The sequence below is a fragment of the Methylobacterium sp. J-043 genome (genome assembly GCF_022829505.1).
Taxonomy (GTDB): domain Bacteria; phylum Pseudomonadota; class Alphaproteobacteria; order Rhizobiales; family Beijerinckiaceae; genus Methylobacterium; species Methylobacterium extorquens_A.
In genome coordinates this window covers 24,294-47,838 of record NZ_JAKSYB010000040.1, presented here as the reverse complement: position 1 = coordinate 47,838, position 23,545 = coordinate 24,294, and the positions used below count along the sequence as shown (strand labels likewise).

Sequence of the window (23,545 nt, the reverse complement as noted above, 5' to 3'; positions counted from 1 at the left end):
TGGCTTATCGATCCCCCTGAAAACCCGATATTCTCGGTCGCAACCCGCGGCACGAACCAGGGTGCTGCCTCGCCCCGTTCGAAGGATTGAAGGCCGCCGTGGGGCGGCCCTGGAGGAGGGGGTTCAGCCCTCCGTGGAGAGCTGGGCGACCCGCGCCTGGGCGGCCTTCAGCTCGGCCGTGATGGTGCGCCGCTCGCGCGGGCAGGAGATGGAGGCCAGCTCGGCCTGGAGTTCGGCGACGTGGGTCACGAGGGCGTAGCGGGCGTGGGCGGGGAGGCTCGAGGTGGGGCGCGGCATCGGCTGGGTTTCCTGAGGCGCTCGGGACCGTCCCTGCGCGATGCGACCCCTCAAACAGGCGACGGCGCCGCCCGCACCCCGCAGGGGCCGGAGCGCAGCGGAGGACCGGGAGGCCAGACGATTTTGTCCCGCGAGGAATGGCGCGCAGCGCCAGGGGAAAATCGTCTGGCCGGACGGTTGCGGGCGGTGACGGCGTCTGTTCCCTTGTCGCCATCGTGTTGGGACGGTCCGTCGCTGTGGCGAACGTCGGCGCCGCGTTTCACCGACGTTTCCGCTTGGGCGGATCGACCGGACTCCGGGCTTGCCGGATGTGGCGAGGTGGCCGTCTCCCACCCTCGCCGCTGCCCCGGATTGGCTCGGGAGGGCGCCCCCAACGCACCGCCGCGTCCCGGTATGGCGCCCGCTCCGGACGCCTCCAGCCTCGACGCTGACCGGCAGGGCACCTCTCACTGAGGAGTGCCCCCTCCAGCTTGCCTCCGGTCGGCTCCGCTACCTTGCAAACCCGGCTTCTCGGACATCCTCCCCGGCGTCCGTGGATCCCTTCCGGCGACCTATCAAAGAGATCGGGCCGCCCGGCACTCGGGTCGCGTCGAGTTGGGAGCAGTTCATTCGCAGGCACCTTATCGAAGCCTGCTCCCACCCCACTGCCCGCTATCGTCTCGGGACGCTCCGTGCCTTGCCGGCTCTGATGGCACCGGCGGCTGCGGCGGCGATCCGTGACATGAATTTCTTCGAGAACCGGCCGAGCGGCTTGGCGTCCTCGAGCGCCCACGACGTAGCGGGATCGTCGGTGTTGAACTCGTCCACGATGACCCAGGCTGGCGTGTAGAGCTTCGCACGGCGTGCCTCGGTCTCGGGAACCTCTACGAAGTGATTGGACGGCCCTGGCGGCTGGCTGGTGATCGGGAACAGCAGGGGTTTGGAACGACCGTCCTTGCCGACGACGATGAGCATGACGCAGGTCGGGCGTGCCTTCCGGCCGGTCTCTTCGCCGCGATCGTGTTCCCGTGCCCAGAGGTAGGAGTAGAGGATGATCTCGCCGTGCTGGGGCTCAGTCATCGCGTCCCTCGTCCTGCGCGACGGCATCGAGCCCGGCCAGGATTTCGTCGCGCTCCGGAGCCGTCAGGTCTTCGGCACGGTACGCGCGCTGCGAGCCTGTGCCGGTCAAACGATCGAACTGCTCGGCGGTCATCAGAACGAACTTGCGCTTTCCGCGCTTGGTGATGTCCACGGGGCCACGGAAGGCTGCCTCGACCACCTCGCCCGACTTGTTGCCGAGGTCCGTCAGGGTGAAGCTTGCCATCGGTACATTCCTCGATATCCATGCAATGGCTGAATTAGCTGCTTTAGCTGAAATCGCAAGGGGCCGGCGCTCATGCGCCGGCCTTCACGCCCCGCCGGACGGGGATGCCCTTCGCCATTGCCTTGTCGGCGAGGTTGTCGGAGATCCCGCCGCCGGGGAAGTGCACGATCCCGATCGGATCCTGCTCGAGGAGAAGGTCGTTGCGCCGGAAGGGCGCGGCCCGCTTGTGGCGCTTCCAGTCGGGCTTGAACACCACCTGCTGGACTCGGCGGTTCTCGGCCCACTTCGCGGCGATCAACTCGGCGCCTTCCCCGCCACCGTGCATCAGCACCATGTCGGCGTGCTTGGCCCGCACCCGGTCCAGGGTGTCCCAGATCACCGTGACGTTCTGGTATTCCTTGCCGCCCGTGAAGGCGATCCGGGTGCCCTGCGGCAGGTGGATCTCGGTCTCCGCCCGGCGCCGCGCGTTGACGAAGTCGCGGCTGTCGATCATCGCCGCGGTCATCGTGGCCCGGTTGACCTGCGAGCCGGAGCGCGGGCGCCACAGCGACCGGGTGGTTCGGGTGAAGAGGTGGGCGGCGGCGTCGCGGGCGTACTCGAAGCTGTTGCGGCGCTCCGACAGGGTGAGCCCGAGGGCGGTGAGCCGCTCCAACTCGACCGAGAGCACCTCGCTGCCGTCCTGATCGCGCTGGCTCATGCGCTGCGCCTGCTCGTTCTCGTCGAGCTTGCGATCGATCTGCTCGACCCGGCGGTGGAAGACGTTCACGAACCCCCACAGCACGTCCTCGAGGTCGTCCTCCAGGCGGGTGCCGGCGAAGGCTCCCTCGAGGGCGGTGATCGCCACGTTCAGGGCCCCATCCATCGCGCGCTTGGCCGGTAGCGGCCGGGGGTCGTCGTGCTCCTCGAACGGGCGGTAGCCGGTCAGCGCCAGCTCCTCGAGCAGGGTGGGATCGGCGGGCAGGTCCTCGTCGAGGTCGTGGCTCGGGTGGTCGAGCATCGCGGTGGTCCTTCGGGTCCGGCAGGCCAGCGTCCATCGTGGCCTTCGTGGCGACCAAAGGCCGGGCCGGGGGGCCTGGCGCACCCGCGCGAGGGTCCGCATCGCACCGTCAGGCGATGCGGCCGCGCGGGCCAAAGCGAAGCGAAGGACGGCCCTGGCCGTCGATTTTGCCTCGCGATGCAAAGCCGCCGTCAGGCGGCGGCGGAAAATCGTCGGACAGGGCCGTTGCGCCTAAGGCCCCCGACCCGGCACCCGTCGCCCTCTCAAGAAGGCCGTGGACGCAAAGGCCCTCTCACGGGCCCGGACAGCCTGCGGATCGACCCTCCCCGAAGGCCCCGGTCAGGCTGCGATCGACTCCGCTGCCTCCTCGAACCGGAGGTGCGCCACCGCGTCGTTCGGGTCGAGCTGGGGCGCCAGATGCAGGGCGAGATCCTGCGGGCCGAGGTGGCGCAGGTCAGTGTTGAAGTCGTCCTCCCGAGGATCCAGGTCGCTCACCAGGATGCCCTCGGCCTCGGCGCGCCGGCGCAGGATCGCCGCTCCCCGCTCGCCGGCTGGATCGGCGTCGCGGGCGATGTAGAGGTGGCGCAGGCCGGGAGGAAGGATCAGGGCGGCGAGGTGCGCCCCCGACAGGGCGGCGACGTGCGGAACGCCCGGCAGGACGCGCTGGACCGACTGCACGGTCTCGACCCCTTCGCCGGCCACCATCAGATCGGACACCGTGCCGGGAAAGCGCACGCCATGGCCGAGCTGGTTGCCGAGGGCCCGTCGCGGGTTGCGCAAGGCGGCCTTGTCACGCCCGTCCGCAGCGAGCCACGTCCGGCTGACGGCCATGACGGCGCCCGAGAGATCGGTGACCGTGGCAAGCAGGGCCGGATGATAGGTGTCCGGGCCGGCCGGGTCCTTGCGGGAGAGCCGGTACAGGCAGCGCGGGTGGAAGCGTAACGCGGGCTGGGAGACGGCGTGCTCGAGCCCGCGCGAGCGCAGGTAGGCCTCCGCCACGGTGCCGGCGATCGGGCGGCCGTAGCGCAGCATCCGCCGGGCCGAATCGGTGGTGTCGCGCGCCTCCGGGAGCGGGCGGGCCCGCTCCGACACCGGCGGCTGGGGCAGGCTCAGGAACCCCCGCGCCTCCTCCAGGGCATCGCGCCAACTCTCGCTGTGCTGGATCCGGAGCACGTCGAGCAGGTCGCCGTGCTCGCCGGTCGCCGCGTCCGTCCACTTGCCGCGGGCGCCCTTGCCGCTGCTCGGGCCGGTGAGCCGCACGTAGAGCGACTCGCCTTGCGTGTTGTGGACGTCGCCGACACACCACCACCGGCCGTTCCGGTGGCCGTTCGAGAGGTAGCGCCGGCAGAACGCCTCGACGTTGTCGGCGAGCTGGCGGGAGAGATCAGCGGCGGTGGGATGGGTCGGCATGTCGGCCTCCTCCGGTCTGCGCATTAAGCGTGAGTGGCGGCGGCGACGCAACGTAGGAGCGCATGGCGCTCGAACACCGCCGCCAGGATCTGCGCTCCACGCTCGCCGCTCGGGATGAACAGGCGGGTTCGCCAGGCGATCACCTCGGCAAACAGCCCGATGGCCTTGAGCCCGGCCCGCGCACCCTCGCTCGCCCCGATCACCTCCACCCGGTTCTCGCTCATCACTCGGGCTCTTCTGACCTGGAGGCCACCGGCGAGTTGCAGGCTGGCCCGTCCGCCGAGCACGGCGGCGAAGGCCTCGGCCGGGGCCAAGGTGCTGCCGGCGCCGAGGTTGAGCCGCTCGCGGGTGACGTGCAGGTCTTGCGGCTCCACCACGCGGCCGACGATGCGCTCGCCCGCATCCGTCACGAGGCGGAACACCCGCATGTCGATGCCCGGCAACCGGTCCCAGATCGGCAGTAGCAGGCCTGTGACCACGTAGAGGGTCCGCTCCTCGAACTCGGGCAGGGCCGCAAGCTCGGCCTTCCACGCGGCCCGGAACGCCTCCTCCGTCACCTCCTCGAACCGCGAGTGGGCATAGGCTTCGCGGTCGAGGATCTGGCGCTGGAGCGGGCGCACGAGGCGCACCCGGGCCACCACCGAGCCGTCCTCGCGGGTTTCGCTGGCCGCCTTCCCCATCAGCGCCGGACGGCCGGACTTCGCGTTGACGACCGGCGTGTAGCCGTCGGCGATCAGGTCGAGTGCGGCGTCGAGGTCGAGCGGCCGGAGCCGGCGCCGCTCGGCAATGGTCAACAGATGGGTGCGCGCGCCGCTCTGGGGATGGGTGTAGGCCACCTCGCGGTCCGTGACGGTGAAGGATTCCGCCGTCAGCACCTCGACCCCGACGTCGTACACCCCGGCCGAGATCGCACCCTCGATCACCAGGGACAGGCGCTCCTCGAAAGCCTCGAACAGGAGGTTCTGGACGCTGATGCGGAGTGCCAGCACGCGGTTGAGGAAGCGGCCGATCGGCGGCAACTCGTCGAGCAGGCCCCCGGTCTCGTTGGTCAGGGCGAGGCCCGTCATCGCCTCGAACTGCTTGAGCGGGCAGCCCTCGATCTCGCCCCGCACGAGCGCCCAGTAGAGTTGGCGCAGCGCCGTGGCGGCGTAGGGCCCCTCCAGATTGTCCTCGGGCCGGAACAGCCCCTGGCCGCCGGTCTGGCGCTGGCCGCGCGTGATCGCACCAAGGGTGTCGAGGCGCCGGGCGATCGTGGAGAGAAAGCGCTTCTCGCCCTTCACGTTGGTGGTGACCGGCCGGAACAGTGGCGGCTGCGCCTGATTGGTGCGGTTGGTGCGACCCAAGCCCTGCACCGCCGCATCGGCCTTCCAGCCGGCCTCGAGCAGGTAGTGCACGCGCAGGCGCTGGTTCTTCGCGCCCCGGTCGGCGTGGTAGCTACGCCCGGTGCCGCCTGCGTCCGAGAACACGAGAACCCGCTTCTCGTCGTCCTGGAAGGCTTGCGTCTCCGAGAGGTTGACGGCCCCGGGCCGGTTTTGGAGCACGAGGCGATCGACGCCGTCACGCCCGGTCTGGCGCACGATCCGGCGCGAGCGGCCGGTCACCTCGGCGACGCTCTGCGTGCCGAAGTGGTGCAGGATCTGGTCGAGTGCCGACTGCACCGGGGCGAGGGCGCACAGGTGTTCGATCAGGGCGTCGCGGCGCTCCACCGCCTCGCGGCACTGGACGGGCCGGCCCTCCTCGTCGGTCACGGGCCGGGATAGGACGATGCCACCGTCGTCGGTGTAGGGTTCGTAGAGCCGGGTCGGGAAGGCGCTGGCGAGGTAGTCGATCACGTACTCGCGCGGCGTGACGTCGACCTGCAGGTCGCCCCATTCGGATGAGGGGATCTCGGCCAACCGCCGCTCCATCAGCGCCTCGCCGGTCGAGACGATCTGCACGACGGCGGCGTGGCCCTCGACGATCATTCCCTCGATATCGGCGATCAGGCTCGGGCACTTCATCGCCGTGAGCAGGTGGTTGAAGAAGCGCTGCTTGCTCGACTCGAAGGCCGAGCGCGCCGCGGACTTGGCCGCCTGGTTCAGGGTGCCGGAGGCGCCGGTGACGCCCGACGCCTTGAGCGCCGCGTCGAGGTTGGTGTGGATGACCTGGAAGGCGTCGGCATAGGCGTCGTAGATCGCCGTCTGCTCGGGCGTGAGCTCGTGCTCGAGGAACTCGACTTCGATGCCGGCGTAGGACAGCGAGCGGGCGGTGTAGATCCCGAGGGCCTTCAGATCGCGGGCCAGCACCTCCATGGCCGCCAGGCCACCCTGCTGCATGGCCGAGACGAAGTCGGAACGGGTCGGGAACGGGAAGGAGCCGCCACCCCAGAGCCCAAGCCGGTGGGCGTAGGCCAGCTTCTCGACCGTGACGGCACCGGTGGCGCTGACGTAGACCACGCGGGCATCCGGAATACGGTACTGCAGGGCGAGCCCGGCTCTTCCCTGCTGCGAGGCCTCGACCACGCCGCGGTCGCCGGAGCCGGCGGCGGCGTTGGCGAGCTGATGCGCCTCATCGAGCGCGATCACGCCGTCGAAATCCGGTCCGAGCCAGGCGAGGATCTGATCGAGGCGCGAGCCGGACCCGTTGCGACCGGCCCCGCGCAGGGTGGCGAAGGTCGTGAACAGGATGCCCTCGGTGAGCGCGACCGGCTTGCCGGGCGTGAAGCGGGAGAGTGGGACGATCTGGAGCGGCTCCTGGCCGAGATGGCGCCAGTCGCGCCGGGCGTCCTCCAGGAGCGTGTCGGACTTCGAGATCCAGAGCGCCCGGCGGCGGCCCTGCATCCAGTTGTCGAGGATGATCCCGGCGACCTGGCGGCCCTTGCCCGCGCCGGTGCCGTCGCCGAGGAAGAAGCCCTGGCGGAAGCGCACAGCGCTCTCGGTGCCTGCTGCGGCGGCCGACAGGATCGTGCCGGTCTCGTCGACGGTCCAGTGGCCCGGCAGGTGGCGATCATGGGCGGCGCCGGCGTAGATCACGGTCTCGAGCTGGCACTCGGAGAGCAGGCCCTGGCTCACGACCGGGGCCGGCAGGCGCGGGGCGTGGCTCGGCCGGGGCAGCCGCACCGAGGCCATGGCGGTGGATTGGACGAGCGGAGTCGGATGGGGCTGGGCTCCCTCGATCCGCAGGGTCTCCAGCGCGTAGGCCTCGTACAGGGCGGCGTCGGTCACCAGCGTCGCCGGCAGCTCCTCGATCACCGTGTAGGCGATCGGGTCGGCGGTCTCGGTCGCCACCGCGGTCGCGGTGGGCGCCGGACGCGGAGCGGACGGTCGAACGGCGGCCGGCCTGCGTGACAGGCCGGGGATCGCGCTGCGCAGGACCGGCGCGGCGGCCTGGGAGGTATCAGGGGAAGGCGGCGGGGCGAGCCGGGGCGGCACGTTCGCCAGCACGGCCTCCAGCAGGGCGGCCGGATCCTCGGACACGCCGAGGGGCGCCACGCACGGGCCGGCCTCGCCCGTTGGCAGGCGGTCGAACACGGACAGGCGCACGTCGACGGTGGTGCCGTGCTTGGCATAGGCGCGGCCCGACAGGCCGGCGGAGAACACCAGCCGCCCGCCCCGCGCGGCAAGCGCGGTGAACGCTCCCGCACTCGCGGGCCGGTCCGGCCGGAAGCTCTCCCCGGTGATGGCGACCAGGCGTCCGCCCCTGGCGAGGCGGGAGAAGGCCGAGCGGAGGTGGTCGGCGGTCGCATCGCGATAGCGGCCCTCGACATGCGCCGCGACGGAGAACGGCGGGTTCATCAGCACCACGCTCGGCGCCACGTCTTCGGGCAGGCGATCGTGGATCTGCGCCGCGTCGAGCTGGGTGACGGAGCCTGCCGGGTAGAGCGCCCCGAGCAAGCCGGCCCGGGTCGCGGCCAGCTCATTGAGATGGACGCGTGCGCCGGCAAGCTCGGCGTGGACCGCGAGCAGGCCGGTGCCAGCCGACGGCTCCAGCAGTACCTCGCCCGGGCACAGGCCTGCGGCGAGCGCCGCCACGTAGCCGAGCGGCAGCGGGGTCGAAAATTGCTGGAAGGCCTCGCTCTCCTCGCTCCGCCGCGTGTGGGTCGGCAGCAGGCTGGCGATCCGGCCGAGCATCGCGAGGCGGGCGGCCGGGGTCGCCGCCTTGGCGCGGATCGCCGGCCAGAACCGGCGCAGGAACACCACCTGGGCGACCTCGCCGGCCTCGTAGGCGTCCTTCCACAGCCACAAGCCCTCGGAGTCGCTGCCGCCGCAGGCCGTCTCCATGGCCTCCCGCAGAACGTCCGTTCCGATGGCCCGGCCCTGCGCCAGGATCTCGGCGAGGCGCGTGCCGGCCTGAAGGATCGCGGCCGGTGCTGGAATGGGGGTGAGGGCAGTGCTGGCGAAGTGGTTCCGGCTGATCGAGACGTTCACGGGGCGGCCTCCTGTAGGGCTCACGCCGGTCCGCAAGGCTCTCTCTCTCGCGCTCGCGCCGGCTCGATCTCCGGCTTCCTTCCTCTGCCTTTTAATCCCCGCTCAAATATACTTCAGAGGGTGTTCAAGACCTAATCGGCCATGCCCGCACCTCAGGAAAGGTAGTGAAACTTTCAGATGATTGACTCGATGAAGAAATCTTCTCATGCATGCGCTCGAAAGAAGTCGCCGAGGGATAATTCGGTTGAGCCGGCCGCAAGCGAGCGAAAACGACGAGATCGTGCGGTGCACGGTTCAGATCGTGAAGGGGTACGTCGCCGGCAACAGGTTACCGCCGGAGGCGCTTGCCGCACTCATCACGACGGTGTCCAGGGCGCTCCGGTCCGCGCCCGACGACGAGATCGAGCCGGTCGTGCCGCAAGATGTCTTGCCGCAAGATGCTTTCGTTGGGTCGGACCGCCCCCGCATGCAGGCCGCAGCGCGCGCCCTCACGCGCAAGGAGATTGCGGACTCGATCCACGAGACGTTCCTGGTCTGCTTCGAGGACAACAAGCCCTATCGCATGCTCAGCAGGCATCTGCGTCTCTTCGGCCTGACGCCGGATGCCTACCGCGCGAAGTGGGGCCTGCCGGACGACTACCCGATGATGCCGGCATTCGACATGAAGCATCGCGCCGAACTCGCTCGGCAGAGGAAGCTCGGGAAGTACGATCGCAGCACGGCCAAGCCGCGAAAGGCCTACGTCCTCAAAGCCAAAGCCAAGGCGACGGTGCAGCACGACGGGACCCCGGCCAAGCCGAAGGCGTCCAGCTCGGATCGCATCCGAGGCGAGCGGCCCCGGCCGGAGCGTCCTCTCTCGCTCCACGACCGCAGCGCAGCCAAACCCGACACGAAGAACCCCGAGCCCTTCGGCTCGGGGGAATGGCACCGGCGCGCGGCGCCGGCGCAGGTCGCGAGCGCCGTCTGACGCCCAGCGCTCACTCGGCGGCGATGGCGTATGCCCGGTCCTCCGGATCGCTGCCGATTCCGTCGTCTCCGGCCAGGAACTCCGGGAGCGCATCGACCGCCCCGGCCTCGATCTCCTCGCCGACGGCGGCGTCCGCCTCCGGCAGGGCGGGTCGGTCCTCGCCCACCGCATCCGCATTGAGGCCGGGCGTGCGCAGAAGCTCGGGCAGCCAGCCGCTCTCGGCCATCAGGCGCTCGGCCTCGCGCGCCATGTCGCCCTTCCTCAGGCTGTCGAGGAGGCGCGCGGTGTCCTCGCCCTTCGCCTCCCGCACCGCCGCCAGGATCTTCCCCTTGGTCACGCGGCTGAAGTAGTTGGCCGCCGTCGGCGTCCAGTCGCGGGTCATGTCGAGCCCGACGAGCTGGGCCAGGCGGTCGGCGTGCGGCAATGCCTCGGGCCGCCGATCGTGGGGCGTGTGCATCGCGTTGACGCTCAAGCCCGCGCAGAGCGCGAACAGCTCGGTGCGCTGCTCCGGATCCAGGCCGACCAGGAAATCCCAGATCGCGCCGTGGTCGGCCGGCAGGCGCTTGGCCCACGCCTCGCGCTTCGCATCGAGGGCGGTCGCCGGCCGGTAGGCGCCGAGGCCCTGGACGGTGTGATCGACCCGGCTCGACGTGGTCGACACCTCGAGGCAGGTGCCGGTGCGGTAGCCGTTGACGATGACGCGGATCACCATGGCGTGGACCACGGCGATGAAGGCGGCCTCCGGATCGTCGGCCAGCGCCTCGCGCAGGGCGATGGTGCGATAGCTGGTCAGCTCGCTCCGGTGCTGCTCGGAGAGCGGGCGGTCGGCTTCCTCCGGCTCTGCCACCGGGCCGGCTGCGGTCGAGCTGCCGCCGATGGTGATGATCGTCCGCATCACCGCCGGGGCTGACGCGACACCTTCGCCCCCGCCCACGGACGGCGCAGCCGGATCACGGGCCGCCTCCGGACCCGCCGCGCCAGCAACCCCGGTCTCGTCGGCGCCCGGTTCCTCCGCTGGCTCATCCTGCGGCCGGACGTAGCCACGCCGCACCGTCGGCTGGCCCTGGTAGTCGAGCGTGACGAAGGCGCCGCCGATCGCGATGTCGGCCGGGTCGTAGATCTCGGCGCGCGCCTCGAACGCGGCGATCTCATCCTCCAGCGCCGCCATCCGATCCGCAGCCTCGGCGGGCCACTCCTCGTCGCTGTAGCCGTAGTCGCTGTCGAGTTGTTCGCGCTCCTCCAACGCAGCCTCGAACGCCTCCTGCTCGGCCTCGCTCAGCTCGGAGCGGGTCGGCAGGTTGCGCAGGCCGTAGGTGCGCCCCGTCATCAGCGACAGCGACACCTCGATCCACTTCCAGCCCTCCGCGGCCACGCGCGCGCTGAACTCGGCCAGCTTCGCCTCGGCCAACCGGTTGAGCAGGGCCTCATCCTCGAACCACCCGTCGCCGCGCTCCGCGAACAGGTCGCGCAGGACCGTGCCGCCCGCCGCCACGTAGGCCTCCTCGCCGACGTAGCGGGCGCGGGCATCGCCCACGCTCACCGTGCGGTCGGTCAGGGCTTGCCGGATCCCCCAGTTGCTCAAGCTGCCACGCTTGCTCAACGCCTCCCAGACCCGAACCTGCCGCTCGGCATCCTCGGTGACGGAGAACGCCATCAGGCATTCCAGCGTCATCTCGCCGGCACCGTAGGCGTCGAGCAGCACCGGGCTGATCGCGGCAAGCCGCAGCCGCTGGCCGACGATCTTCTCCGAGACGAAGAACCGGGCCGCAATGTCAGCGGTCGGCATGCCGGCGTCGGCGAGCGTCTTGAAGGCTCGGAACTGGTCGAGCGGGTGCAGGGCCTCGCGGTGGGCGTTCTCGGCCAGCGAGTCCTCCTCGGCGCTGATCGCGCTGTCGGGGGCGCGCACCAGGCACGGGACCTTGACGCCCTTGGCCATGCGGCGGGTCTTCACGAGGTGCTCCAGCGCCCGGAAGCGCCGGCCGCCGGCGGGCACCTCGTAGCGGCCGGTCTCCTGACCGGCCTCGTCGAGGATCGGGCGCACGTTCAGGTTCTGCATCAGGCCGCGATGGGCGATGTCCTCGGCCAGGTCCTCGATGCTCTGCCCGTTGGCGATCCGGCGCACGTTCGCCTGGCTCAAGACGAGCTTGTCGAACGGGATCGCGGTCGGCTCGCTCAGCGTGATCTTGGCGGCGGCCTTCGTGGTGGTCTTCGCGCTGGTCATGGTCCGTCATCCCTGGCTCGGGCGGCCGGCTCTCTGTCCGACCTAAAAACCCTCACGAAGGCGAAGCCCCCCTCTGACTCTCGGAAGGGGGCCTCGGGACGGGAGCGGGAAAGGATCAGGCAGCGGCCTGCCAGGCGTCGGCGTCCTCGACCAGGGTCAGCGGCGGCACGGCGGCAGCCTCAGCCTTCTCGAGCCGCGCCAGGATGTCGGGTAGGGTCTCGCCGGCGTCATTGCAGTTTCTCAGCGCCGCCAGGGTGATGACCGGGTCGCCGCCCTCGTCGGCCGCTTCCTCCACCGGGCTCGCCATGCCCGGCTTCCAGTGCTTCACGCCCGCCTCGAACACGCCGGGCCGTGCGATCCAGGCTCGGTGGTAGGACAGCCCGTACTCCCGACAGAACGCGTCGAGGCTCGGGGTCAGCCCGAAATTCTGTTCGCCCTCGAAGGTCACGCTCGTGCCGTCGGCGATGGCGTCGCGCACGAGGCTTTCGGCCTCGGCGAAGTACGCCTCTGCCGCCTCGACCAGCGCTGCGACGGCATCCCGGCCCCGTAGGGGGCCGCCAATGGTCACGGTGGTCATCACGATCTCGCCCATGGTGCTCGCTCCTTCGTCGCGGATCCGCTGGAAGCCGGCGATCCTGCACGGGCGAAGGGGCCTCCTCTCGCTGTGAGGGGCCGGGCGCCTGATCTGGCGAAGGTCTGTGCGATGCGCTATATTCGCCCCTGGAGTGGGAGGGCAGGTTTCCCCGCCCCCCCGTTTCGCTTAGATGATGAATCGGACCCGGAGACGCAGCGTCCAACTGCTCCGGGTCCTTTTCATATCAAGCGTAATGCTCAGTGGCAGAAACCACATCGGCATTACTCCATTGCAAGCGGGGCCTCCGCCGAGGCCGGGGCGGCCGATCCTCCCCGGCAGGGCCGGCTGGCACGGCCCGTCTGCTTTCGCCTGCAATACCGTGCGCCTTAGAGCCCGTCCGATAACGTCCGGCAGGGGTTGAGTGGCCGGAATGGCGGTGATTCCAGAAGGGTGCTGAAGCCTCATCTGGACGTGCCATGTGGACCCCGACCCCTCGCCGGCAGCATAACCGTGCGCGCCTTCGATACGAAACCGACCTGACGGATACGGAATGGGCGGTGATCGCGCCCATGATGCCAGAGCCCGCCTCGCGTGGTCGTCCGCCTGTCTGGACGATGCGGGAGGTCCTGAACGCGATCTTCTACGTGCTGCGCGGCGGCATCGCATGGCGGTTGATCCCAAAGGATCTCCCTCCGCGCAGCACGACGTTCGGCTACTTCAGCCGCTGGCGGGACGAGGGATTGTTCGGGCGGATCAACCACGCCCTGGTCATGGCCGACCGGGAGCGGGCCGGTCGCGAGGCCTCGCCGACGGCGGCCGTGCTCGACAGCCAGAGCGTGAAGACCACCGAGAGCGGCGGCCCGCGCGGCTACGACGCTGGAAAGAAGGTCAAGGGCCGCAAGCGTCAGGCCCTGGTCGACACGGACGGGCGCGCCCTCGTGCTCGATCCGCAGACCGCCGACATTCAGGATCGCGATGGGGCTGGACCGGTGCTGCGCCTGTCGCGGCGGACCTTCCCGTTCATCGTCAGAGCTTTCGCCGATGCAGGCTATGCCGGCGACAGACCCGCGACCGCCACCGTCATCACCATCGACATCGTGCGCAAACCGAAGGATCAGGTCGGCTTCGCCGTGCATCCACGCCGATGGGTGGTGGAACGCTTCTTCGGATGGATCAGCCGCAACCGACGCCTCTGGAAGGACCCGGAAGCGACCCTCGCCTCGGCCCAGGCCTTCCTCTACGCCGCCGCCGTCATGATCCTCGTCCGAAGGCTCGGGCGAGCATCATGACTTATCGGACGGACTCTAACTTGCGACACTTGTCTCAAGCTCGAATGCGACATTTGTTGCAAAGTAAACCGCTGACATGCCGCTGGATAGTTTGAAGGAGCCTTTTCTTGTCGAATTTGTTGCCGCAATTCGATCCTTGGCGGTCTCTGCAAAGCCATGTGAGCCAGAGCATGGTGATGCCAAGCGTGACCATGGCGAGGTAGTTGGCGGCCCGTTTCTCGTAGCGGGTGGCGATGCGGCGATGCTGCTTGAGCCAGCCGCGTGAACCCGCGCCAAGCCCGCGACTTCGCACGGGCCATGGGGGTAATCGGAAAGACCGACCGCGTGGACGCGCGCATGCTCGCCGAGCTGGGTGCCCGGCTGCGACCGGCACCCACGCAGCCGGTAACGGCGGCGCGTCGCGTGCTCCAGGCCCAGGCGACGCGCCGCCGTCAGCTTGTCGAGATCCGCAAGCAGGAGGCCACGCGGCTCCAGCAGACTACAGACAAGCAGGCCCGTGCCGACATCACCAGCCTGATCGCTCTTCTCGACCGGCGCATCGCCAAGGTCGAGGCGCTGATGGCCGCCTTGGTCGACGCCGATCCCGAGACACAGGCCATCGGCCGCCGGCTCCAGACTGCGCCGGGCGTCGGCCCTATCGTCGCCGCGACACTGATTGCCGAGATGCCGGAACTCGGGCAACTCGACCGACGCCGCATCGCAGCCTTGGCCGGCTTGGCGCCGATCGCCCGTGACAGCGGCAAGCGCGTCGGCCCGCGTAACATCGGCGGAGGGCGGCCGGTCGTGCGAACGATCCTCTATCTCGCGGCGCTCCAGGCTTCGCGCCGCTCCGCCGTCTTCCGCACGTTCCGCGAGCGTCTGGCCTTGGCCGGCAAGCCGACCAAGGCGGCCCTGATCGCGACTGCGCGCAAGCTCCTCATCACGCTCAACGCCATGCTCGCCACCGGCACCGATTACGATCCCGCCACCGTTGCGTGATTACAGTTGCCGGGAAACCCGGCGCGGTTCAATCGACGATTGGCATCGCGACCTGCGTGGGCGATCGGGAGATCGTTCGCGCTTCAGCCGCGATGGAGGTGATCCGACCTGACCGATAGCCGATCGGCGATGTTGATCGGCCAACAGCGTTCGAATTCCTGCGCCCGGTAGAAGGCGATCGCATCGACAACTTTCGCCCGGCGCGGCCAATCTGGCGAATCGGGGTCAAGAGTCACAGACCCTCAGATAACGCAACGCCTTGGCTTGGTTTCGATTCTATGAACTGCACACGTCATCGTCCGTTTGCCAAGTCGCCGCGCGTCGGCAGGATCAATCGATGGGGCACCCAGTCGTAGGGCTGCACGTACTCTCCGCGGGCGAGCTTCACGGCATCGTTCACCGCCTGGGCCCCCTGCATCGGCGCATCCTGAAGGACGCTGACCAACAATTCGCCGCTCTTCACGGCCGCAATCCCGTCCGAGGTTCCGTCGACGCCGCCGACCAAGACCTTGCCCGACAGGCCGGCCGCTTTGAGGGCGGCCACCGCACCGAGCGCCATCTCGTCGTTGTTGGCGGCGATGGCGTCAGGCTTCAGGCCGCTGCGCAGCCATGCCGTCACCTGATCCTGCGCCCGCCGCCGGCTCCAATCGGCGCTCGCCTCCGCCAGGAGCTTCAGCCCCGGCCGTTGCCCGAGGATCTCCTTCATGCCGGCGGTGCGCTCCTGGGCGGCGTTGTCGCTGTCCTTGCCGCGCAGTATGGCCACGTTGCCGCGATCCCCGAGACCCTGCGCGAGCAATCGCATCTGAACCCGACCTGCGACGAGGTGGTTCGCGCTGACGATCGCCATCCTATGGGCCACCGGACCGCTCGGGCGCTTGTTCACGAACACCACCGGAATCCCGGCCGCCGCGGCCATCTCGGTGATCGTCCTGGCGCTGGCGTCGTCGACGGGATTGACGATCAGGGCTGTCGGCTTCGCGTCGAGGGCGGCCCGACCCTGGACCACTTGGGTTCCCCCGTTACCGGCCGCCTGCGCCACATCGACCGAGGCGGAGAACTTGGAGGTGGCCGTGTTGAGGACGGAGGCCTGCAGGCTGTCGAGCAAGGGATCGCCCACCTCCGACATCAAGAGGGTGAATTTCGTTTCGGCGGCGGCCGGTGCGGCGAGAGCGATCAGCAGCAGGGCGGCGGGCAGGGATCTGGTGAGTTGCTTCATGGCAAGCCTCGGTGGAAGCGCGGACGTCAGGCGGCACGGACGGTGTCGAGGAACGACTGCACCTGTCGGCGCAGCAGATCGGATTGCTGGGCGAGTTCGCCCGAGGCACTCAGAACCTGCGCGGCGCCGGTCCCGGTTTCCTCGACGTTGCTCGCCACGCCGGAGATGTTGGCGGTCACCTCGCCGGTGCCGCTCGAGGCCTGGGCAATGGCCTGAACGATCTCGCGCGTCGCCGCCCCCTGCTCCTCGATGGCCGACGCGATGGCGGTCGCCGTCTCGTTGATCGAGCGGATCGAGGCGGAGATGCCATCGATGGCCGTGGCGGTCCGTCCCGTCGAGGACTGGATCGCCTCGATTTTGGCCGTGATCTCGCTGGCCGAACGGGAGGTTTGGTTGGCGAGTTCCTTGACCTCCGTGGCCACGACCGCGAAGCCGCGGCCGGCTTCCCCGGCCCGCGCCGCTTCGATCGTGGCGTTGAGCGCCAGCAGGTTGGTCTGGCCCGCAAGGCCGGCGATGGTGTCGACGACGTCGCCGATGCTGGCGGCCACGCCCGTCAGCTCGCGCACCAGCGCAGTCATTCCCTCGGTCTCCCGAACGGCGGCCTGCGACATCGCCGAGGAGCGCTCGACCTGGACGCCGATCTCCGTCACCGAGGCATCGAGTTCCTCGGCAGCGCCCGCGATCGAATGGATGTTGACGGAGGCTTCCTCGGCCGCCGCGGAGACCGCCACGGCGCGCACCGAGGTGGCCTCGGCCGACACCGAGAGGTGGCGGGCGGTCGTCTGCATCTGAACGGCCGCCGAGGAGACGGCCGTGACGATCCCGCCGACCGACTGGTCGAATGCGTCCGCCAACTCGCGCATGGCGGTCCGGCGCTGCGCCTCCGCCCCGGCGCGCTGGGCGGCCACTTCGGCCTCGAGAGCCTTGTTGCGGATCATGTTGTCCTTGAAGACTTGAACCGCGGCTGCCATCAGGCCAATCTCGTCGGAGCGGCGCTGATCGGGGACCTCGACGCCGATGTCGTCATCCGCGAGCCGGCCCATCACGCCGGTCATGCGCCCGATCGGGTGGGAGATCGTCATCGTCAGAAGCCAGCCGGCCAGCGTGCAGAGCGTCAGCAGACAGGCCAAGGCCGAGACGATCCAGAAGCGGGCCGAGGCGCGGATCTCCTGGGCGGCGGCCGTGGCGATCTCGACCTCCTGTTGACGATAGGCCTGCACGGCCCGCACCGCGGTGTAGAAGTTGGCGGCCTCCGAGAGCATGTCACCCTGCAGCACAGCTGTTCCGGTCTCGTTCAGGCCGGCCCGGTCGAGGATGAGGATCTCCTCTTCGATCGCCAGGAAGTGCTGCCACGCGTTACGCAGGGTTTCGGCGAGCTGGGTCTCGCGCGCGCCCTCGATCAGGGTCGCGTAGTCGCCCCAGGCCTTCGAGAAGGCGACGCGGCCCTCCTCGGCTTCCCGCGCATAGGCGCTGCGCTGCGTCTCGTTCGGGCTGTAGTGCTGCAGCGCCGTCAGCGCACGGAGCTGCTGGCTGAGCCGGGCGAGGTCGCCCAGCAAGGTCACGGCCTCGACCTGACGGGCCAGCGCCGCGCCGATCGCCGAGACCTGATCGACCTTGAGGATCGCGAAGCCGCCGGTCAGGCCGGACAACACAACCAGGATCGCGAACGTACCGATGATTTTCGACTTGATGGATCGTAGATTGATCGAGCGAATTCTCTTGCTGATCGGCATGGCGGCGAACCTTTGAGGAGGACGGGTCCGAATGGAGTTTGATCGTGGAAGGGCGGGGCGTTTGCGTCGGCGCGGGCCGCATTGCTGCGCTGGCCCCATGCCTGTCCGGGTCAGAACGTGACGCCGCTCTTGACGCCGAAGACCAGGATGTCGTCCCGCCCGCCGACGCCGCCGGGACGGTTGATGAACTGGATGTTGGGCCGGACCACCACGTCGGGAGAGAGGGCGAGGCTGTAGAAGACCTCCAACGCGCGCTCGTATCCGGGGAGCGCGCGGACGCCACCATCGAGCAGGTTGGCCATCTGGACGCTCTGCGCCAGGGCCCGACTGGCATGTGACTGGCCGATGCCGACGCCGATCCAATCGAAGGGCCGCTCGGCCCAGAAGCCCTTGTAGACGAGGCCGATGGTCTCCTGCCTGTCGATGAGCGACGTCGAGGAGTTGGCCAGCGTGACGCGGACGAAGGCGGAGAGGTTGCGCAGCGGGTTGCCGGGATCGGGCCGGTAGAGTTCCTGCACGGCCACGCCGTAGAGACCGCTGCGGTCGCGGTTTGCGAGTGGCAGCCCGCCGGCCGACGCCAGGGGCAGGCCGTCGCGGTTGAGGAAGAGGTCGGGGCCGCCGCCGGTCTGGTACCACGCGCCGACCGTGTAGCTGCCGCGATAGGTGAAGGGCGGGAGCGTCGGGAAGGCGGCGGCCTCAACGATGGCCAGCGCACCGGCGGCACCGGTCGGGTCGAAGTTGAAGCCGTTCTCGAGGTCGCGCGGATTGACTTGGTAGACGCCGGCCATGAGGTAGCCGGTGTCGAGATTGCCGAGCCGCAGGCGGGCGGCATATTGCGAGACGGGCCAGTTGTACCAATAATTGCCGACAAGGTTGCCGGGCTGGTTTCCGCAGAACGTCAGGTTCTGGAACTCACAAGGAAAGCCGGCGAAGTCGGCGCTGACGGGCAGGCGGCCGAACTTGAGATCGACGAACTCGCCGAAGCGCTGGGTGTAGGAGAGCTGGGTTAGCCGCGGGAAGCGGCCGCGGCCGAAGATCTCCTCGGTCTGCTGGAGCACGTTAAGGTGCTGGTCCGCGGTGAGGCCGCGACCGAAGCGGTAGGTCAGGGCGAGGTTGAAGGTGCCGCCCGCGAGGCCGGCAAAGCGGTCCATGTCCACGGCGGCGCGCAGGGCGAGCTGTCCGGCGCCGCGCAGGGACTGGTAGGGGCCGCCCTGGATGTTGGTCGAGGTCTGGTAATCGAAGCTGCCGTCCGTGCGGATGCCGGCGCGGAAGAGGTCGTCGCGCAGGCCTCCGAAGTTGCCCAGCACGCCCCAGGTGGGCGCGGCGGCCTGCGTGTCGAGGCTGCCGGGCGGCGCCGGCCGGGACGAATCCGCCGTCGAGGGACGCGACGCGGTCGGGACGACGCCCGGAGATGCCTCCCCTCCCGCCGCGGGGGCGTGCCGGGATCGTGCGCGGGAACCATGCCCGGGCTCGGCCTGCGCGGCGCTCATCAGCGGCACGGCGGCGATTGACAGCGTGGCGAGAAGCCGTCTTTTTAGGGGCGACATAGACTTGAACACCCGCAGTTTGATTGGTGGATTCTCAGTAATAGCGCGATGAAAACGGAATTATTCCGCTCAATAAATTATATTTGCGAAGCATTGACCGTCTACTTCGCGCCGATCAACCCGCAGGCGGAAGGATTCGGAGCGAGGCGGCGCGGGGCAGGGCGCAGGTGACGGCCGAGACGAAGCGGAGGCTCTGGCCTCAACTTCTCCCGCTCGTGCGGCCGATCCCGCGGGTGTCGTTCTCTACCGGCTCCGCGCGCGAGCACGGCTCGCCCTGGAGGTACAGGGCGGTTCGCGAAACGTCCGCTCCCGACCTCATCCGCTGTGAGCGCGGCGGTGCAGCCGGCCTTTCGCGCGGGGCCATGCGTCGGGCGCCGCCCCTCACGGGACCGGGTGGGGCGCGCGCCCGACGGCGTTGAGGTTGAGGGCCTTGCGGGTGGCGGCGACGGCCTCGGTGGTGACCGGCGGCGCGGCGTTGCCCCAGCTGTTGCGGATGTAGGTCAGAGCCGCGGCGATCTGCTGGTCCGACAGGTTCCAGGCGAAGGACGGCATCGCCGCCCCCGTCGGATTCTCAGCCGTGATCGCGCCGCGTGCGCCCGCCAGCACGGTCCGGACGATGCCGGCGACCTCGTGCGACTGCACGGCGGTGTTGCCGGGGAAGCTCGGCGTCATGTGCCGGATTCCGGTTCCGTCGGAGGCGTGGCATGCCTTGCACTGAGCGTCGAAGACGCGCTTGCCCTGGGCCATGACCGGATCGGGGGCGGCGACGCGCCTCGCCTCGGTCGCGGGGCTCGGCGGCAGCGACTGGAGATAGTCGGCGACCGCGGCGAGATCGGCGTCGCTCAGATGCTGGGTCGAGTTCGTCACCGCCTCGGCCATCGGCCCCGAGGCGACCGCCATCCGGTTGCTGCCGATCTTGAGATACTGGACGATGTCGTCCTTCGACCAGTCGCCGATGCCGCCGGTCTTGCTCGTGGTGATGTCGGGGGCGTACCACGATTGCAGGACCTCGCCGTGATAGGCCTTGCTCGTCTTGTCGCCGCCGAGGACGTTCTTCGGCGTGTGGCAGGCGCCGCAATGGGCAAGCGCGTCGGAGAGATAGGCGCCGCGGTTCCAGGCGGCGGACCGGTCGGCCCTCGGCTGGAACCGCTTCTGCTCGAAGAACATCAGGTTCCACCCCATCAGCAGGGCGCGGATGTTGAAGGGAAACGGAAGCTGGTTGGTGACGACGGCGTTGCGGACCGGCGGCACGGTCTTCATGTAGAGCCACAGGTCGTGGACGTCGCGATCGGACATCTTGGTGTAGCTCGTGTACGGCATCGCCGGATACAGGTGCTGCCCCTCCTTCCCGAGCCCCTCGCGCAGGGCGCGGGTGAACTCCGCCTCGGTCCAGCGGCCGATGCCGGTCTCCGGGTCGGAGGTGATGTTGCTCGACAGCAGCGTGCCGAACGGGGTCTCCAGGGCGTAGCCGCCGGAGAACGGCTTCCCGCTCTTCGGATTGGTGTGGCAGGCCACGCAGTCGGCGGCCACCGCGATGTAGCGCCCGCGCTCGATGGCGGGGTCGGCCTCCGTCTTCGGCGCCTCCACCACCTTGGGCGCGTCGACGTCCTTCGTCTGGATCGGTGCCGGCTCGGACTGGGCCGAGGCGACGCTCCCGAGGGGAAGGCAGAGCGAGAGCGCTGCGGTGGCGAGGAGGGTGCGCAGGAGCAAGGTCACGGTCGTCACCTCAATTCGCCACCAGCGGACCGCGCTTGTCGAGATAAGTCTCGATGATCGCTTTCGCAGTCCAGAGGGTCAGGGCGCCGACCGTTCCGGTCGGGTTGTAGCCGGCGTTGTTGGGAAAGGACGACGCGCCGAGGACGAAGACGTTGTGAACGTCCCAGCTCTGCTGGAAACGGTTGAGCGCGCTGGTCTTCGGGTCGAGCCCCATCACCGCGCCGCCATTGGTGTGGTCGCTGGCGAGCTGGTAGGGCGAGGCGTGCTGGTTGGTCGCGTTCGTGCCGACGACGACCTTCGCTCCCATCTTCCGGCCGATCTCGACGCTCTTGTCCTCGATCAGCTTCGCCGAGCGGCGGTCGTTCTCGTTGTAGTCGTAGGTGAGCCGCAGGAGCGGGAGGCCGTGGATGTCCTTGTACTCGGGATCGAGGTCGAGATAGGCGTCCTTGTGCGCGAAGCTCGTGCCCTGGCCGAACAGGAACGTCCCGTTCTGGAAGCTGTGGGTGTAGGCCTTCTTCCACGCGCTGCCCCACCGGGGCGTTCCGGGCGGGAGGAAGTCGGCATTGCCGATCGGGCGGGCGCCGCGGGAGACGACGAGGATGCCGGCGCCGCCGATGAAGCCCATCCCGGTATGGTCGAAGTTGTCGCCGTTGAAGTCATCGACCTGGGCCGAGAGGGCGCCGGCGCCGATGAACTGGTTCAGGTACTCGTTCTCGAAGAAGATGTTGGCGCCGGACACGGTCTGGAAGCTGTAGGCCCGGCCGACGACGCCCTCGCCGGTCGCGTGATCGTAGGGCTTGCCGATCTTCGAGAGCAGCATCAGCCGCACGTTCTGCATCTGGAAGGCGGAGAAGACGACGATGTCCGCCGGCTGCTCCCAGGTCCGGTTGTCCTTGTCGACGTAGGTCACGCCGGTGGCGGTGGTCCCGTCCGGGGCGAGGTTGGCGCGCAGCACCGTCGATTCGGTCAGCACGCTGAAGTTCTTGCGCTGCATCAGCGCCGGGACGACGCAGTTGTTGGGCGTCGATTTCGACCAGTTGCCGCAGCCGTAATACAGACAGTAGCCGCAATAGGTGCAGGGCCCCATCCGGACGCCGAGCGGGTTGGTGTAGGCCCCCGAGGTCTGGCCCGCCGGAACCATGAAGGGATGGTAGCCGAGGCTGGCCGAGGCCTCGGTGAACAGGTCGGTCAGGCGGGTCGTCTTGAGGGGGGGCAGCGGATACTCGTCCGAGCGCGCCCCCTCGAAGATGTTGCCGCCGGGGATCTTCTCGCCCTTGAGGTTGCCGGCCTTGCCGGACACGCCGGCGATCTTCTCGAACCGGTCGTAGAATGGTTCGAGGTCGTCGTAGGTGACGCCCCAATCCTGCACGATCAGGCCGTCGAGGAGCTGCTCGGCGCCGTAGCGCGCGACGGTCATGCTGTAGGGCTGGAAGTCGAACGGCAGGAAGCGCCACGCCATGCCGGCCCAGTGGGTGCCCGACCCGCCGACATTGTAGCCCCACTCGTTGAAGTTCCAGTCCCGCGCGGGCAGCGCCTTCTGGGTCGGGTCGTTGCGGAAGGTGATGGTCTCGATCGCCGGCGGCAGCAGCATCGCCCGCCGGGTGTCCCAGCGCAGTTCGTCCATATCGACGGAGGGCGGGAAATCGACGGCCGTCTCGACCCAGGGGCCGCGCTCGATGGCGACGACATTGAGGCCGGCCCGGGTCAGCTCCTCGGCCATGAGCGAGCCGCACCAGCCGAGACCGACGATCACGGCATCGGCTTTTGGACGAACATTGGTCATCGGACGACAGCTTTCGGAACGATCAAGGGGCAGAAATCAAAGGGACTTGTCGATCATGCTGACCGGAACGAAGTCGAGCTTCTTTCCCTTCAAGTCGATGACATCGCGGAAATCGTACTGTGCTCCGGGAAATCCGAGCATCCGCCAGCTGACGAGATCCTTGTTGCCGCCGTAGAGCGGGTCGGCGAGGAAGCCTTCGCGGACGTTCTGCAGGATCTGCTCGAACATCTCCTTCGCATCGACCTCGCCGAGGTCGAGCGTTCCGGCCTCCATCGCCGAGAGGACTTTGTCCTGCTCGTCCGGGGGCAGGCTCGCGTAGCCCTTGCCGTGGGCCGCGCGGCAGTGGCGATCGAGGGCGGCGAGGCCGAGCCGGTAGCGGTCGGCCGGGGCGAGAGGGGATTGGATGCCCTGCTCGGCGGTTCCCTTGACGAAGCGGCCGAGGCGGTACTGCGTCGCCGCCCGGCCGTAGGGGCCGGCGAGTTCACGATCGATGAAGCGGACGCAGCCCGCCTCCCGGCCGCCGACGCTCAGGTCGTCCGCCGGGATGATCCGGTCGGCCATGGCGCCCACGGCCTCGGCTTCCGCAGGCGTGAAGAACACGAAGCGCTCCGACCCGGAATCGGGCAGCGGCGGAACGTTCGCCTGACCGGGCTCCCAGGGCATCTCGCCGCTGAGTTCCGCAGCCTGCGCGGTGGAGGCGTTGCCGGCAAGGGCCGCCATCGAGGCGAGTATCTGCCTTCTGTTCATATTCCCCCCGGCGCCGACACTTCGATCGACATGCGCTTGGTTTTGAGATCGTGACGCGCGACTGCCTATCGGCCGGCACCGCGGTGCGGCCCCATGCGAGCGACAAGTCGGGTCGCCACACAATTCTTGCGGACATGCGTGCGTGCAGCATTGGCAGCACGCTCGATGACTATCGAAATCTCACGCCGCGCTCGAATTGCTGATCTCTCGTTGAATTAGCATATCTATAAATCAAGCTTGCGCGGCGGTCTCTTTCCGAAACGGACACGGTGTCTCTCCGCGCCGGCAGAAATCCGAGGTCGGCGCATCGCTTCCCCCTCCCGCCCGGCAAGACAGCCTGGCCCTGTCGGCGAGAGACCGG

17 protein-coding genes and 1 pseudogene are annotated in these 23,545 nt (G+C 69.1%); 3 read left to right on the top strand and 15 right to left on the bottom strand.

Going from position 1 to position 23,545, the window contains the following annotated elements; genetic code table 11:
* Positions 1–123 precede the first annotated feature (123 nt).
* The 6 genes from MKK50_RS08720 to MKK50_RS08695 form a co-directional block, all read right to left on the bottom strand.
* Positions 124–297 carry a hypothetical protein gene (locus MKK50_RS08720; RefSeq protein ID WP_253374131.1) on the bottom strand — a complete coding sequence of 58 codons (174 nt, stop codon included), beginning with the start codon at positions 295–297 and terminating at the stop codon, positions 124–126.
* A 651-nt stretch (positions 298–948) separates the two neighbouring features.
* Positions 949–1,356, bottom strand: coding sequence for a hypothetical protein (locus MKK50_RS08715; protein ID WP_135299911.1), 408 nt, complete (start codon positions 1,354–1,356; stop codon positions 949–951).
* Positions 1,349–1,600, bottom strand: coding sequence for a type II toxin-antitoxin system Phd/YefM family antitoxin (locus MKK50_RS08710; RefSeq protein ID WP_060768945.1), 252 nt, complete (start codon positions 1,598–1,600; stop codon positions 1,349–1,351). Before MKK50_RS08710 ends, MKK50_RS08715 begins: the two co-directional genes overlap by 8 nt.
* A gap of 70 nt (positions 1,601–1,670) precedes the next feature.
* Positions 1,671–2,597 (bottom strand): DUF2493 domain-containing protein, encoded by a 927-nt coding sequence (locus MKK50_RS08705; protein WP_253374130.1) that lies wholly within the window; start codon positions 2,595–2,597, stop codon positions 1,671–1,673.
* A gap of 339 nt (positions 2,598–2,936) precedes the next feature.
* Entirely contained in the window at positions 2,937–4,007 is a 1,071-nt protein-coding gene (locus tag MKK50_RS08700) for a DUF7146 domain-containing protein (protein WP_253374129.1), read from the bottom strand.
* Positions 4,008–4,030: 23 nt separating this feature from the next.
* Complete coding sequence (locus tag MKK50_RS08695; RefSeq protein ID WP_253455161.1) at positions 4,031–8,413, bottom strand: strawberry notch-like NTP hydrolase domain-containing protein; 4,383 nt, start codon at positions 8,411–8,413, stop codon at positions 4,031–4,033.
* A 205-nt stretch (positions 8,414–8,618) separates the two neighbouring features.
* On the opposite strand from MKK50_RS08695, the gene MKK50_RS08690 reads away from it, so the two are divergent.
* Positions 8,619–9,380 (top strand): MucR family transcriptional regulator, encoded by a 762-nt coding sequence (locus tag MKK50_RS08690; protein ID WP_253374255.1) that lies wholly within the window; start codon positions 8,619–8,621, stop codon positions 9,378–9,380.
* Between the two features lie 10 nt (positions 9,381–9,390).
* Here the strand turns inward: MKK50_RS08690 and MKK50_RS08685 are convergent, their stop codons facing one another.
* Both MKK50_RS08685 and MKK50_RS08680 read right to left on the bottom strand, forming a co-directional pair.
* The gene (locus MKK50_RS08685; RefSeq protein ID WP_253374254.1) at positions 9,391–11,601 is read right to left on the bottom strand and encodes a ParB/RepB/Spo0J family partition protein; all 2,211 of its coding nucleotides are present in this window, start codon (positions 11,599–11,601) and stop codon (positions 9,391–9,393) included.
* Positions 11,602–11,716: 115 nt separating this feature from the next.
* Entirely contained in the window at positions 11,717–12,193 is a 477-nt protein-coding gene (locus MKK50_RS08680; protein ID WP_253374253.1) for a hypothetical protein, read from the bottom strand.
* A 458-nt stretch (positions 12,194–12,651) separates the two neighbouring features.
* On the opposite strand from MKK50_RS08680, the gene MKK50_RS08675 reads away from it, so the two are divergent.
* Positions 12,652–13,464, top strand: a complete 813-nt coding sequence (locus MKK50_RS08675) for an IS5 family transposase (protein WP_060771171.1) — start codon at positions 12,652–12,654, stop codon at positions 13,462–13,464.
* A gap of 157 nt (positions 13,465–13,621) precedes the next feature.
* Here the strand turns inward: MKK50_RS08675 and MKK50_RS08670 are convergent.
* Positions 13,622–13,717, bottom strand: a pseudogene (locus MKK50_RS08670) (IS5-like element ISMra2 family transposase); the annotation flags it as partial.
* An 8-nt stretch (positions 13,718–13,725) separates the two neighbouring features.
* On the opposite strand from MKK50_RS08670, the gene MKK50_RS08665 reads away from it, so the two are divergent.
* Complete coding sequence (locus MKK50_RS08665; RefSeq protein WP_144439945.1) at positions 13,726–14,442, top strand: transposase; 717 nt, start codon at positions 13,726–13,728, stop codon at positions 14,440–14,442.
* A 292-nt stretch (positions 14,443–14,734) separates the two neighbouring features.
* Here the strand turns inward: MKK50_RS08665 and MKK50_RS08660 are convergent, their stop codons facing one another.
* The 6 genes from MKK50_RS08660 to MKK50_RS08635 all read right to left on the bottom strand — a co-directional run bounded on the left by MKK50_RS08660 (position 14,735) and on the right by MKK50_RS08635 (position 23,157).
* Complete coding sequence (locus tag MKK50_RS08660) at positions 14,735–15,658, bottom strand: substrate-binding domain-containing protein (protein ID WP_060769339.1); 924 nt, start codon at positions 15,656–15,658, stop codon at positions 14,735–14,737.
* Between the two features lie 26 nt (positions 15,659–15,684).
* Positions 15,685–17,391: a methyl-accepting chemotaxis protein gene (locus tag MKK50_RS08655; protein WP_060769338.1), complete on the bottom strand. Its 1,707-nt coding sequence runs from the start codon at positions 17,389–17,391 to the stop codon at positions 15,685–15,687.
* A 110-nt stretch (positions 17,392–17,501) separates the two neighbouring features.
* Positions 17,502–18,881: a carbohydrate porin gene (locus MKK50_RS08650; protein WP_210172759.1), complete on the bottom strand. Its 1,380-nt coding sequence runs from the start codon at positions 18,879–18,881 to the stop codon at positions 17,502–17,504.
* A gap of 438 nt (positions 18,882–19,319) precedes the next feature.
* Positions 19,320–20,663, bottom strand: a complete 1,344-nt coding sequence (locus MKK50_RS08645) for a c-type cytochrome (protein WP_253374252.1) — start codon at positions 20,661–20,663, stop codon at positions 19,320–19,322.
* Position 20,664: 1 nt separating this feature from the next.
* Positions 20,665–22,437 carry a GMC family oxidoreductase gene (locus tag MKK50_RS08640; protein WP_135300051.1) on the bottom strand — a complete coding sequence of 591 codons (1,773 nt, stop codon included), beginning with the start codon at positions 22,435–22,437 and terminating at the stop codon, positions 20,665–20,667.
* A 36-nt stretch (positions 22,438–22,473) separates the two neighbouring features.
* Positions 22,474–23,157 (bottom strand): gluconate 2-dehydrogenase subunit 3 family protein, encoded by a 684-nt coding sequence (locus MKK50_RS08635; RefSeq protein ID WP_245517680.1) that lies wholly within the window; start codon positions 23,155–23,157, stop codon positions 22,474–22,476.
* Between the last annotated feature and the right edge of the window lie 388 nt (positions 23,158–23,545).

What these genes read in the sequence shown, in the direction of transcription:
- MKK50_RS08700 (WP_253374129.1), bottom strand. Translation starts at nt 4,007, where the DNA reads ATGCCGACCCATCCCACCGCCGCTGATCTCTCCCGCCAGCTCGCCGAC.
- MKK50_RS08715 (WP_135299911.1), bottom strand. Translation starts at nt 1,356, where the DNA reads ATGACTGAGCCCCAGCACGGCGAGATCATCCTCTACTCCTACCTCTGG.
- MKK50_RS08705 (WP_253374130.1), bottom strand. Translation starts at nt 2,597, where the DNA reads ATGCTCGACCACCCGAGCCACGACCTCGACGAGGACCTGCCCGCCGAT.
- MKK50_RS08655 (WP_060769338.1), bottom strand. Translation starts at nt 17,391, where the DNA reads ATGCCGATCAGCAAGAGAATTCGCTCGATCAATCTACGATCCATCAAG.
- MKK50_RS08720 (WP_253374131.1), bottom strand. Translation starts at nt 297, where the DNA reads ATGCCGCGCCCCACCTCGAGCCTCCCCGCCCACGCCCGCTACGCCCTC.
- MKK50_RS08690 (WP_253374255.1), top strand. Translation starts at nt 8,619, where the DNA reads ATGCATGCGCTCGAAAGAAGTCGCCGAGGGATAATTCGGTTGAGCCGG.
- MKK50_RS08640 (WP_135300051.1), bottom strand. Translation starts at nt 22,437, where the DNA reads ATGACCAATGTTCGTCCAAAAGCCGATGCCGTGATCGTCGGTCTCGGC.
- MKK50_RS08685 (WP_253374254.1), bottom strand. Translation starts at nt 11,601, where the DNA reads ATGACCAGCGCGAAGACCACCACGAAGGCCGCCGCCAAGATCACGCTG.
- MKK50_RS08635 (WP_245517680.1), bottom strand. Translation starts at nt 23,157, where the DNA reads ATGGCGGCCCTTGCCGGCAACGCCTCCACCGCGCAGGCTGCGGAACTC.
- MKK50_RS08660 (WP_060769339.1), bottom strand. Translation starts at nt 15,658, where the DNA reads ATGAAGCAACTCACCAGATCCCTGCCCGCCGCCCTGCTGCTGATCGCT.
- MKK50_RS08710 (WP_060768945.1), bottom strand. Translation starts at nt 1,600, where the DNA reads ATGGCAAGCTTCACCCTGACGGACCTCGGCAACAAGTCGGGCGAGGTG.
- MKK50_RS08650 (WP_210172759.1), bottom strand. Translation starts at nt 18,881, where the DNA reads ATGAGCGCCGCGCAGGCCGAGCCCGGGCATGGTTCCCGCGCACGATCC.
- MKK50_RS08680 (WP_253374253.1), bottom strand. Translation starts at nt 12,193, where the DNA reads ATGGGCGAGATCGTGATGACCACCGTGACCATTGGCGGCCCCCTACGG.
- MKK50_RS08675 (WP_060771171.1), top strand. Translation starts at nt 12,652, where the DNA reads ATGTGGACCCCGACCCCTCGCCGGCAGCATAACCGTGCGCGCCTTCGA.